The following is an 11728-nucleotide window of genomic DNA, read 5'->3' as shown; positions in this document are numbered from 1 at the left end:
AATAGCGGTCATCCGTGTCGTCAATAACTGCGGCTGCATGGCACGATGTGCATTACTGCCACAAAGGCTCCTAGTCGATATCAATGACGGCCTTACCTCGTATTTCTCCTTGTTCAAGCATTTCGTGGGCAGTCTGAGCCTGGTCAAGGGAGAAACGAAACTCATCTACCAGCGGCTTCAGCTGACCCGCTTCTGCCAATTGGGCCGCCTTGCGCAAGATTTCGCCATGGTGAGCGCGCTCTTTGCCGGACAGCATTGGCAATAGGACAAATACCCCGGACAGGGTCATGCAGCGCAGGGAGCCTGGAGCCAGGTTATGGGAGGAAAATGCAGCGCAGCTGACAATGTGTCCATATGGGCGAATGGCATGGAACGACATATCCAAGGACTCGCCACCAACGGTGTCATAGATAATGTCAAAGCCATCCCCGTTAGTGTGCTGGGCCACATACTCATTGACGCCAACGCTTTGATAGTCGATAGGCGTTGCCCCGTAGGATTCTATGATTGAGTGCTTCGCGGGGGACACGGTTGCATAAACATCAGCACCAAACGCTTTGGCGAGCTGCACGGCGACATGTCCGACTCCGCCAGCGCCACCATGAACCAACACGCGGTCACCCGCTTTCACAGCTGCTTTATCTACTAGGCCTTCCCATGCAGTCAGCGTCACCAGTGGCAGGGCTGCCGCTTCGCGCATGCTGAGATTTCTAGGCTTGATCGCTAACAAATTTGCATCGACTGCCGCGTACTGGGCCAAAGATCCCTGCAATCCACGCACACCGCCAGTCAGACCATACACCTCATCCCCAACTTGGAACTGAGTAACGCCTTCGCCCACAGCCTCAACGACGCCCGCCAAATCAGTGCCAATGATCGCTGGTAACTCAGGCATCGCGTAAGGGGCCTGCCCCAGGCGAATTTTGTAGTCGATTGGGTTAACGCCGCTGGCTTTAATCCTTACCAGTACCTGCCCTTGTTGCGGCGAAGGCTCTGCGACTTCGACCTCAAGCAGGGTGCTCTCGTCATAGCTATCTAGGCGCAAGGCCTTCATCAGCCCACCACTCGACAGCGATTCAGTTATGTTGCTCACAGCTTTTCACTCCAGATAAGCGGGGCCTGACGCCGAAGCGACAGGCCCTCAACTCATTAGAATTCCTGCACGGTTGGGCGCAGAACGATCTCGTTAATATCCACGTCAGCAGGCTGTTCAATCGCAAAGGCGATAGCCCGTGCGACGGATTCGGCGGGAATTGCTTGCTTGTAGAAGTCCACCACGAAGTCGCGGCTCTGCTGGTGGGAACTGCCGAATTTCAGTTCGGAGTCCACGGCACCCGGTTCGATAGTCGTGGTGCGGATACTGCCACCGACTTCGTGACGCAGTCCTTCGGAGATAGCCCGCACAGCAAACTTGGTGCCGCTGTACACGGTGCCACCTGGGCTGAACACCTTCAGGCCTGCAACCGATGCGATGTTGATGAAGTGACCACTGTTTTGTTTCTGGAAGACTGGCAATGCAGCCGCGACTCCGTACAGCAGCCCCTTGATGTTGATATCGACCATGCGATCCCACTCGTCAGTGCGAGCATCGCTGAGCGGTGCAATCGCCATCAGTCCGGCATTGTTGACCAGTACATCAATGCGACCGTAGGTGTCCACGGCACCTTGAATGAGCGTTTTGACCTCTTCCTGAGAGGTAACATCGGTCTGATACGCGATTGCCTGACCACCTGCATTGGTCAGCTCAGCCACCAATGCGTCGAGTTTATCTTTGCGACGTGCAGCCAGCACTACGCGAGCGCCAAGCGCAGCAAGGTGGCGTGCAGTAGCCTCCCCTAGGCCGCTGCTGGCACCGGTGATAACGACAACTTTTCCAGAAATGTTATTGCTCATGCTGAGAACCTCATCGGCGGGTTTGTACTTCGCCATGGCTGGTTAACCTGGCAGTGCGCAAACTTTAGACCCATGATTGATCTCAATAAATGGAAATGATTGGATTATGCTATTCCTGAAAATGGAATAAATGGGAGGGGCAACATGCTTAACCGCATGGAGATGGTTAGGATTTTTTGCACAGCAGCAGAGGCAGGTAGCTTCCGCGAAGCGGCAACTCGATTAGGCATCTCCCCACAAGGGGTGACTCGAGCCATTCAAGCCCTGGAAACTGAGCTTGGCGAATCGCTGTTCCACCGCAATACCCGCCAGGTGAGCATCACTGCTTTCGGTCAGGATTACGCCAAAGATGCCAGGTCAGCTCTGGATCATTTCGATACGCTATTCCGGTCGCACAGGACGGAGCCTGAGCTGTCAGGTAGGGTGGGGATTACGGCTCCACATGCTATTGGCAGGCGCTTCCTAATACCGTTTCTTCAGCCCCTGGCCGCTGCACATCCTGACCTGCAATTCGATCTCCGCTTGGAAGATCAGATGACTGATGCTGTCGAGGCGCATATCGATATTGGTATCAGGGTGGGGGTTATTCGCGACCGGCGCTACGTTGCACGTGCCTTAGCTCCCGTGCCGTTTTACGTTGTCGCGTGCCCGTCTCTCATAGGCCAAAAGACACCACCTAAATCTTTGGATGCCTTAGCTAAGCTGCCACTTTCAGTCCTGATCGACCGGAAAAATGGCCGCCCTTGGCCTTGGCTATTTGCCGACGGGCAAACGTTCACGCCCAGGCAGCCAGCTCTTATCTGTGATGATCCCGATACGGAATTGGAAGCCACCCTGGCAGGCATGTGTTTTGGCCAAATTCCTGCCTATCTGGCTGAGCCTCATCTGCGGTCAGGAAAGCTGGTTGCTGTTTTGGCTGATCTCGCTCCAGCGCCATGGGATCTGTTCATATACCGCCCGCAGCAGGGTCCTGTATCGAAGCGGGTGCGATTGGTGTACGACCACCTTAAGCAGGCTTTCTCAAACCCCAAGCTATTTCCCCAGGGCCTGGGGACATAGCTTGAATACCTGCCAGCAATCGTCCGCTTTTGGCCGTTAGCTGGTCCTCTGGGAATAAAGTCTTCTCGAGCTCAGTACAGATCGCTACGCCTGGTCGGCTTTACCGCCTGGATAAAGCTGTAACCCAGGCCGATATCGGTGACTACGCGGGTGATCATGGCGGGGATGGCGATCAGCGCGTGGATCAGCATGGCCAGCGCCGCGTAGGCGCCGAACTCGATGGCGCGCAGGGCCAGCGGCAGCGGATCGCGGCGGCTTTCCAACAGTTCCTGGCGCAGGGCGGGCAGGTCGGGCCAGTGGTCGGCGTCGATCCGCTCGCGCATGGCCAGCGGGTACAGGTTGCGGCTGCGGCAGCCGCGGCGGAAGGCGCGCCACATGCGTTTCGGCTGCAGCACCAGGCCGGTGGAGAGGGCGATCAGGTTCATGGTGCCGAGCAGGGGCGAGTTGAGCATCGAGCCGGTGCCCAGCTCCCAGGCGCTGACCTCGCCCTCGCCGATGCGCCCGGTGCTGTAGCCGGTCACGATGTGGTGCAGGTCGTGGTACTTCAGGTAGATGTGGCGCGTCTCGATGTTCGGCAGCGGCACCAGCAGGCAGCCGGTGTAGACCGGCACGGTGCAGGCCTTGCGATCGGCGGTGTCGCTGAAGCCGCAGCGGCGGTAGAAGGCAGCGAGTTCTTCCCTGAGGGTCATGGGTTCCATCCTTGACGTGGTTGTCAGCGCGGGTACAGGGGCGGCAGCGGGCTGGTCTCCTGCGGGCTGGCGGCCGCCTCCAGTGGCGGCAGGCTGCGAATGGCCTTCCACAGGCTTTCGCCCTGCCACTGATTGCCGGTTTCGCTGTAGAGCGCACCGTTCAGGCCGTCGAGCGCATCGGACAGGGTGGCGAAGCGCGCCGCCATGTCGGCCAGGGTTTCCGGTTGCTGGCGTGCCCAGGCGTCCAGCGCCTGGCGGGTGGCCTGCGGGTCATTGGCCAGGCAGGCGCGCTTGAGGTCGTCGAGCAGCGTGCGTGGGCTGGGGCCGGTCTGTGCGGTGGGCAGGATGGCCGGCTGGCGGCGCGCATGCCACCACAGGCCGAAGCCCAGCACGGTGGTCAGGGCGAGCAGGGCGCAGGCCAGTTGCCAGGGCCAGAGCAGTACCTGGGCCGCGTCGCGGGCGACTGCCTGGCCACCCACCGGGGCTTCCACTTCCAGGCTCGGGTTGCTCGCCACTTTCAGGGTGCGGGCTGGCAGGCTGGCGCTCTCCAGGCGGTCCAGTTCGGTGTTCCACCACAGCACCTGCACTTCCGGCAGGGTGATGCGGCCACTCTGGCTCGGCACCAGGGCCTCGCTTTCCTCGCGGCTGCCGATCAGGCCCTTGTCGTTGACCTCGTTGCGCTGCTGCGGCTGGTCCGGATAGCGCCGCAGGCCGGCGCTGTCCTGGATCGGCAGGGGCGGCAGCTGGGCGCTGGACAGGCCCTCGGCGCGCAGCATCAGGCTGCGGGTCAGCGAGTCGCCGACCGTGACGGCCTTGGGTTCCGGGTTCCAGGCCTCGCTCAGGGTCAGGGCGCGCGCCGGCAGCCAGGGCACATCGGCCGGCCAGCTGGCCGGGCGCGGCTTCACCTCGAGCGGGATTTCCGGCGACTTGACCCGCGTCGGTCGCCCGGGACGCGGGCCGAAGGGGTTGAATTCATAGCCGTTGGAACGCTCCACCGGCGTGGCGCTGAACACCTGCGCAGGAATGCTCAGCTCGCCGCTCTGCTGCGGGAAGATGGCGTAGCGCAGCTCGATCACGCCGTGGCGCACGCCGTTGATGTCGGTCTCGAAGGTGCGTGGGTCGCCCAGTTGCTCGACGCGGGCGTCGGGGATGCTCAGCGGGGTCAGGCTGCTGTCGTCATACAGCGACACCGAGTGGTAGATGCGCAGGGTCAGCACCGCCTGGGCCTGCACATAGACGCTCTCGCGATCCAGGCTGGCGTCGATGAAGATCGGTGCCAGCTTGCCGCCGCTGTTGGGGTCGTTCTTCAGCACCTGCAGGGTGATCGGCTGGCTCTGCGCGTCGCCCAGTTTGAGTGGCGGCACCACCACATAGCCGCTCTGCCGCGGCAGCAGGGTGACGATCCAGCGGGTGCTGGAACGAGCCTGGCCGGCGAAGGTGGAGAGGCGGTTCTCCTGGCGCGTGCTGACGACTTCGAACTGGTCGCGCAGCGGCGTGAGGTCGGGCATGCCGAACTGGGTGACGTCCTCGGACTCGAGGATCAGGTCGAAGGTCTCGCCCTCGTTCAGGCGCGCGCGGTCGACGGTGGCGGAGAAGCCGGCGGCCCACAGCTGGGTGCCGCACAGGCAGAGGAGGAGGGCGCAAAGCAGGCGTTTCATCGTGATCTTTCCTGGCGTTGCTGTTGTTCGTAGAGGAATTTGCGCCGCAGCAGCTCGCCCGGGTCGTCCGGAATCTGCCGCAGCCATTGTTCCAGCGCGTCGCGTTGCTCACCGTCCAGCGGCTCGGCGCTGGCGCTCTGGGGTTCGTCCTGCGGGTCGCCGGCGCCGGGTTGCGCCTGGCCGTCCGGCGCGGGCGGCTGATCGGCGCCATCGCGGGCCTGGCCCTGTTGCTGCGGCTGGGCGTTGGCTGGCGGTTCCTGCGCTGGCTGTGGCTGCGCGGGGGCTTGCGAGTCCTGGGCCTGTTGCGGTTGACCGGGCTGGGGCTGGCCGGAGGAGGGCTGCGGTTGCTCCTCGCCCTGCTGCGGGTCGTCGTTCTGCTGGGACTGCTGTTGCTGCTGCTGTTTCTGCTGGCGCAGCAGCTGTTCGACCAGGGCCTTGTTGTGCAACGCCGGCTGCAGCTCGGGGTCGCGCTCCAGCGCCTGTTCGTAGGCGTCCACCGCCGCGGCCAGCTCGTTGCTCTTGGCCAGGGCGTTGCCGCGGTTGTAGTGGGCAATGGCGCTGTCGCTGCGGGCGAAGCGTTCCGCGGCGGCCGGGTAGTCGCCGGCGCGGTACAGCGCCTCGCCCTGCCACTGCGGATCACGGAAGTGCTCGGCGGCCTCCTTGGGGTTATCCGCCTGCAGCAGGCGCTCGCCCTGCTGGTCCGGGCGCAGCCAGAGGTCGTTCCAGCCCAGGGCGTAGCTCGGCTGCGGCGCCAGACTCAGCAGCAGGGGCAGGCAGAACAGCCAGCCGCGGCGTCCGGCGCAGGCGGCAAGCAGCAGCAGTGGTAGCAGCAGCCAGTGGCCCTGGTCGGCCCAGGCGGCCAGCTGGGTCGGTTCGGCGCCCTCGCGCAACTGCTCGGGGCCGGCGAGCAGGTCGAGGCCCTGCAGGTCGCTATCGTCCAGGCGCGCGCTGCGGTACTGGCCGCCCAGCTCGCCGGCGAAGCGGCGCAGGCTGGCGGCGTCCAGGCGTGGCACGAGGATGGCGCCCTGGGCATCCTTGAGGAAGCTGCCGTCCTCGCCGCGAATCGGTGCGCCCTGAGCGCTGCCGATACCGAGGATGGCCAGGCGCTCGCCGCGGTTACCCAGGGCGCTACGCAGGCCGTCGCGCTCATCCAGGCTCAGTTCGCTGCCAATCAGCAGCAGCCGGCCACGGCCCTGTGCACCCTGTTCCAGCAGGCCCAGGGCGCGCTGCACGGCCAGGTCGGCGCGGCGCCCCGGCTCGGGCATGATCGAGGGTTTGACCGCTTCCAGCAGGTTGCGCGCGGTGGCCAGGTCGTCGGACAGCGGCACCAGCACGTGGGCGCTGCCGGCGTAGACGATGATTGCCGTTTGTGCGTCGCTGCGTGCCTGCAGCAGGTCGATGATCTTGCGCTTGGCCTGTTCCAGGCGGTTCGGCGCGGCATCGGTGGCGAGCATCGCCGGGGTCAGTTCGAGTAGCACCACCAGCGGGTCGGCGCGTTTCTGGCTGGCCTGTTCCAGGCGCTGCCAGCTGGGCCCGAGCAGGGCCAGCAGGGTGAGCAGCCAGGCCAGCCCGAGGGCGATCCACGGCAGCTTGTTGCTGCGCGCGCGGCCGGCGGTGAGCAGGACGGCCTGAAACGCCGCCGGCAGCAGCAACTGCCAGCGGCCGCTGCGCCGCTCGCGGTGCCACAGCTGCCAGAGCAGCCAGCCGAGCAGCGGCAGCAGGAGTAGCCAGAAGGGGCGCAGCCACTGCGGCCAGAGCATCTCCATCAGCTGCGCCCTCCGATGCGGGCGTTCAGCGCCTGCCAGCGCTGCGGCCACAGTTCGCGCGCCACCAGTAACAGGCTGACCAGCAGGGCAGCGGCCAGCGGCCAGGGATACAGGGCCTTGGCCGGGCGGGCACGGGTGGGCAGCTGGGCAGCCGGTTCCAGCTGGTCGAGGGTCTCCTCGATGCGTTGCAGCTCCTCGCTGGTGCGGGCGCGGAAGTAGACGCCGCCGGTCTGCTCGGCGATGTCGATCAGGGTGGCTTCGTCAAGGTCCACCCCGGGGTTCAGCCCAAGCATGCCCATGATGCCGCTCTGCTGCGGGTCGGAGCCGATGCCGATGGTGTAGATCTTGACCTTCTGCTCGGCGGCCAGGCGCGCGGCGACCTTGGGTTCGATCTCGCCACCGTTGTTGGCGCCGTCGGTGATCAGCACCAGCACGCGGCTGTCGGCCGGGCGCTGGCGCAGGCGCTTGACCGCCAGGCCGATGGCATCGCCGATGGCGGTCTGCGGGCCGGCGATGTTGATCAGCGCCTCGTCCAGCCAGGTGCGCACGGTGTGGCGGTCGAAGGTCAGCGGCGATTGCAGGTAGGCGCGGCTGCCGAACAGGATCAGGCCGATGCGGTCGCCGCGGCGGTCCTCGATGAAGTCGCCGAACAGCTTCTTCACCAGCGCCAGGCGCTGGATGTCCTCGCCTTCCCACTGCATGTCGTCGTGGTCCATGGAGCCGGAGACATCCACCGCCAGCAGCAGGTCGCGGCCGCTGGTGGGCAGCGGCAGCGGCTCGCCGACCCATTCCGGGCGGGCGGCGGCGAGCACCAGGAACATCCACAGCAGCACGAAGGGCGCCTGCTGGCGCCAGGCCGGCAGGTTGGCGCGGGCACGCTGGCCACTGAGGCCCTCCAGCTCGTTGAGGAAGCTGACCTTGAGCGCCGCCTCGCCGCTGTCGGCCGCCGGCAGCAGAGCGCGCAGCAGCCAGGGCAGCGGCGCGAGCAGGAAGATCCAGGGCCAGGCGAACTCAAACATGCTTGCGGATCCAGGTGTCGACGGCCTGGTTGAGGCCGTTGATGGCCTTGTCGTCGAGGCTGCAGTGACTGCGGTAGGTGCCCTCGACCAGGATCATCCAGCGGGTCAGGCCGGCAGCCGGGCAGCGGCTGTCGAGGAACGCCAGCCAGGCGCGGCCACTGAGCACGTGGCTGTTGTCGTTGGGGTAGTGCGCACGTGCCAGGCGTTTGAGCAGGGCGTTGAGCTGCTGCAGCCAGGGGCCGGCATGCTGGCCGTCGTAGGGGCGCACCAGGCGCGCCAGCTCGGCCAGGGCAGCCTGGCGCAGCGGGTCGAGCGGTTGCTCCTGGGTTTGCACGGCCTGCCGCCGTTGCGGCAGGTAGCGGCGCAGGTACCACAGGCCCCAGAGCAGCAGCGGCAGCAGTACCAGCAGGGCCCACCAGCCGGGTGCCAGCGGCCACCAGGAAACCGGCGGCGGGGCGATGGTCGGTTGCAGCTGATCGAGAGGGTTCATGCGCGCTTGCCCGCCTGCGGGCCGCTCAGGTGATCGCGCAGCTGCTCGATCAGGTCTTGCGCGGTGCTCAGCGCCAGCAGCGGTACGCCGAGTTTCTGCGCCAGGCGCTGCCAGCGCGCGCGGCGCTGTTCGGCCAGGCCGCCGTAGGCCACGCGTAGGTCAGCGCCGCGGGTGTCCAGCTCCAGCTGGGCGTCGCGTTCGAAGAAGCGCAGCAGGCCGGCGTCGGGCAGCTCGTGGTCGAGCGGATCGGACACCGGCAGCAGGATCAGGTCGGTGTGCCGCGCCAGCAGGGCGAGCTGCTGTTCGGCGGCGTCGTTCAGGGTGCGCTCGTCGCAGACGATGATCACCAGGCTGCCCGGGCGCAGCACCTCGCGTGCGCGACGCAGGGCCAGGCCGAAGCTGTCGCGCTCGCCGGCGGCCTCCGGGTGCAGGGCCTGGTTGGCGCGGGCCAGGCGGTTGAGCAGCTGCAGCAGGCTCTGTTTGCTGCGCCGCGGCTTGATCTCGTGGTGCTCGGCATCGCCGAACACCAGGCCGCCGATGCGGTCGTTGTGGGCCAGCGCGGCCCAGCCGAACAGGCTGGCGGCCTGGGCGGCGAGCACCGACTTGAACTGCAGGGCCGAACCGAAGAACAGCCGGCGGCTCTGCTCGACCATGATGAAGATCGGGCGCTCGCGCTCCTCGTGGAACAGCTTGGTGTGCGGCTCCTGGGTACGCGCGGTGACGCGCCAGTCGATGGTGCGCACGTCGTCGCCGGCCTGGTACACGCGCACCTGGTCGAAGTCGACACCGCGTCCGCGCAACTTGGAATGGTGCAGGCCGATCAGCGGGCTGCGCCGCGCGGGTGTGGAGAACAGCTGCACCTCGCGCACGCGATGGCGCATCTCGATCAGCTCGGCGAGGCTGACGCGGATGCCGGGGGGCGTGGGCTGGATATGCATGGGGCGGTCAGCCGGTAGCCCGGATGCAATCCGGGAACGGGGTGCGGGCAATCCCGGATGGCATCCGGGCTACGACTTGCGGTTGCACTCAGGCCACCGCCACCACGTCGAGAATGCGTTGCACCACGCGGTCCTGGTCGATGCCGGCGGCTTCCGCCTCGAACGACAGGATGATGCGGTGGCGCAGCACGTCGAACAGTACCGCCTGGATGTCCTCGGGGCTGACGAAGTCGCGCCCGGCCAGCCAGGCATGGGCGCGCGCGCAGCGGTCGAGGGCGATCGAGCCGCGCGGGCTGGCGCCGTAGGCGATCCACTCGGCCAGCTCGGCGTCGTGCTTGGCCGGGGTGCGGGTGGCCATCACCAGCTGCACCAGGTATTCCTCCACGGCGTCGGCCATATACAGGCCGAGGATTTCCTGGCGCGCGGCGAAGATCGCCTGCTGGCTGACTCGTTGCTCCGGCTTGGCTTCGCCGTTCAGCGCATCGCCGCGGGCCTGGGCGAGGATCTTGCGTTCCACGCTGGCGTCCGGGAAGCCGATCTTCACGTGCATCAGGAAGCGGTCGAGCTGGGCTTCGGGCAGGGGATAGGTGCCTTCCTGCTCGATGGGGTTCTGCGTGGCCATGACCAGGAACAGCGGCGACAGGTCGTAGGTCGAGCGACCGATACTGACCTGGCGCTCGGCCATGGCTTCCAGCAGCGCCGATTGCACCTTGGCGGGCGCGCGGTTGATCTCGTCGGCCAGCACCAGGTTGTGGAAGATCGGCCCCTGCTGGAACACGAAGCTGCCGGTTTCCGGACGGTAGATCTCGGTGCCGGTGATGTCGGCGGGCAGCAGGTCGGGGGTGAACTGGATGCGGTGGAACTCGGCCTCGATGCCTTCTGCCAGCTCCTTGATCGCCTTGGTCTTGGCCAGGCCCGGGGCGCCTTCCACCAGCAGGTGGCCGTCGGCGAGCAGGGCGATCAGCAGGCGCTCGATGAGCTTTTCCTGCCCGAGGATCTGGGTAGCGAGAAATTGCCGCAGCGCGAGCAGCGCCTCACGATGTTCCATCGAGAATCTTCCTGGAAAGGGACTGACCGGTGCCGGATTCGGGTGGTCGGGCTGCCAACTCTACTGCATTGGCGGGTGCGCTTGCATGCCCTCGGGATGGGCTCTGCCGACCAGTTCCACTTCCGTGGTGGCTCAAGCAGACCGCCGTTCCCCGGCGAAGTTCAGCATCTGCGCCGGTAGCTCGCTGGCGAGCTGCAGACGGCTGCTGGCGGGCGCCGGTCCGCGCACGTCCGGCGCACCGAACAGGCGCACCGCCAGGTAATAGGCGAATGCCAGCGGCGTGACCATGCCGGCCTCGCGCAACATGCGCAGAAACAGCAGGTCGGCCTCGTGCTTGGCCACCGGGGCGGCGTTCAGGTACTGGTACAGGGCGTCGTGCACCAGGCTGGCCGGGTGCGCCAGCGGCCAGAACACCTCGGCTTCGCACAGCTCGCCATCGCACAGTTGCAGCACCTGATGGCGCTTTTCCCACCAGTCCGGGATGCCGATGATCGCCAGCCAGTAGAACGGCACCTTGGGCGTGCAGCCGTCCCAGGCATAGGTGCCGGGGCAGCTGAAGTCGTAGCTCACCCTGTGGCCGTCCGCGCTCAGGCTCGACTGCCCCGGATTGACCACCAGCCAGCCGTCGTGCAGCAGCAGCCATTCGCCATAGAAGTAGCGCCCGGCGAACTCCGGGCAATGGCGCACGAAGGGGCGGTCGATGTAGTTGAGCCAGGGTCCGCTGTGGTCGCGCTGGCTGAATCCCCACTTGGCCAGGGTCGCATCGCGCACGGCGGCGGCGCGGCGCTGGCGCTCGCGGCGGCCGACCCAGCGTGGCAGCAGTACGCCCAGATAGATGGGTAGACCGGCCCACAGCAAGGGAGGCAGCAACTGCGGCTGCAGCCAGGCGGCCAGGGCCAGCAGCACCAGGCCGATGGCGCTGATCAGCAGGTTGCCGTAGTGCAGGAACAGATGACGGTGGAGCGGAGACTGCATGGCTTCCCTTCCCGATTGCATAGAGCGGAACCTTATCAGCGCAGGTGCCTGCATGGCGATGAACGAATATGTCGCGCCGCCGCAATCCAGCTGCCATGGGCGGCCGCTAAGCTTGCGGTGACCTAATGGTCGCTGTGCGTCTGCCGAGTTCCAGCTATCGCCTAGACTGCTTGGAAGCCCGGCGCCTAGCGCC

The 11728-nt window shown here is 65.9% G+C and carries 11 protein-coding genes; 1 reads left to right on the top strand and 10 read right to left on the bottom strand.

The window, feature by feature from the left end:
- Positions 1-70 precede the first annotated feature (70 nt).
- Together PA6_RS19850 and PA6_RS19845 are read right to left on the bottom strand one after the other, a co-directional pair.
- A complete protein-coding gene (locus PA6_RS19850; RefSeq protein ID WP_043217109.1) occupies positions 71-1054 on the bottom strand; it encodes a zinc-dependent alcohol dehydrogenase family protein in 984 nt (327 codons plus the stop codon).
- Between the two features lie 95 nt (positions 1055-1149).
- A complete protein-coding gene (locus PA6_RS19845) occupies positions 1150-1893 on the bottom strand; it encodes an SDR family oxidoreductase (protein ID WP_021702753.1) in 744 nt (247 codons plus the stop codon).
- Between the two features lie 144 nt (positions 1894-2037).
- Here PA6_RS19845 and PA6_RS22975 point away from each other — a divergent pair, with 144 nt between their 5' ends.
- A complete protein-coding gene (locus PA6_RS22975; RefSeq protein ID WP_021702752.1) occupies positions 2038-2952 on the top strand; it encodes a LysR family transcriptional regulator in 915 nt (304 codons plus the stop codon).
- A 71-nt stretch (positions 2953-3023) separates the two neighbouring features.
- Here the strand turns inward: PA6_RS22975 and PA6_RS19840 are convergent, their stop codons facing one another.
- The 8 genes from PA6_RS19840 to PA6_RS22555 all read right to left on the bottom strand — a co-directional run bounded on the left by PA6_RS19840 (position 3024) and on the right by PA6_RS22555 (position 11535).
- Positions 3024-3641 carry a hypothetical protein gene (locus PA6_RS19840; protein ID WP_021702751.1) on the bottom strand — a complete coding sequence of 206 codons (618 nt, stop codon included), beginning with the start codon at positions 3639-3641 and terminating at the stop codon, positions 3024-3026.
- Between the two features lie 23 nt (positions 3642-3664).
- Positions 3665-5299: a BatD family protein gene (locus PA6_RS19835; RefSeq protein ID WP_021702750.1), complete on the bottom strand. Its 1635-nt coding sequence runs from the start codon at positions 5297-5299 to the stop codon at positions 3665-3667.
- Positions 5296-7065 (bottom strand): VWA domain-containing protein, encoded by a 1770-nt coding sequence (locus PA6_RS19830; protein ID WP_021702749.1) that lies wholly within the window; start codon positions 7063-7065, stop codon positions 5296-5298. Before PA6_RS19830 ends, PA6_RS19835 begins: the two co-directional genes overlap by 4 nt.
- Entirely contained in the window at positions 7065-8084 is a 1020-nt protein-coding gene (locus PA6_RS19825) for a vWA domain-containing protein (RefSeq protein ID WP_021702748.1), read from the bottom strand. The genes PA6_RS19830 and PA6_RS19825 overlap by 1 nt, the downstream gene beginning before the upstream one ends.
- The gene (locus PA6_RS19820; RefSeq protein WP_021702747.1) at positions 8077-8574 is read right to left on the bottom strand and encodes a DUF4381 domain-containing protein; all 498 of its coding nucleotides are present in this window, start codon (positions 8572-8574) and stop codon (positions 8077-8079) included. Before PA6_RS19820 ends, PA6_RS19825 begins: the two co-directional genes overlap by 8 nt.
- Positions 8571-9512: a DUF58 domain-containing protein gene (locus tag PA6_RS19815; protein WP_021702746.1), complete on the bottom strand. Its 942-nt coding sequence runs from the start codon at positions 9510-9512 to the stop codon at positions 8571-8573. The genes PA6_RS19820 and PA6_RS19815 overlap by 4 nt, the downstream gene beginning before the upstream one ends.
- 88 nt (positions 9513-9600) lie before the next feature.
- On the bottom strand, positions 9601-10560 hold the full coding sequence (locus PA6_RS19810; RefSeq protein WP_021702745.1) for an AAA family ATPase: 960 nt from the start codon (positions 10558-10560) through the stop codon (positions 9601-9603).
- 132 nt (positions 10561-10692) lie between these two features.
- Positions 10693-11535, bottom strand: coding sequence for a DUF1353 domain-containing protein (locus PA6_RS22555; protein WP_052520200.1), 843 nt, complete (start codon positions 11533-11535; stop codon positions 10693-10695).
- Positions 11536-11728 lie beyond the last annotated feature (193 nt).

Origin of the sequence: Aquipseudomonas alcaligenes NBRC 14159, assembly GCF_000467105.1 — a bacterium.
In the GTDB taxonomy this organism is placed as follows: Bacteria; Pseudomonadota; Gammaproteobacteria; order Pseudomonadales; family Pseudomonadaceae; genus Aquipseudomonas; species Aquipseudomonas alcaligenes.
This window is presented reverse-complemented; position numbering and strand designations above follow the sequence as displayed.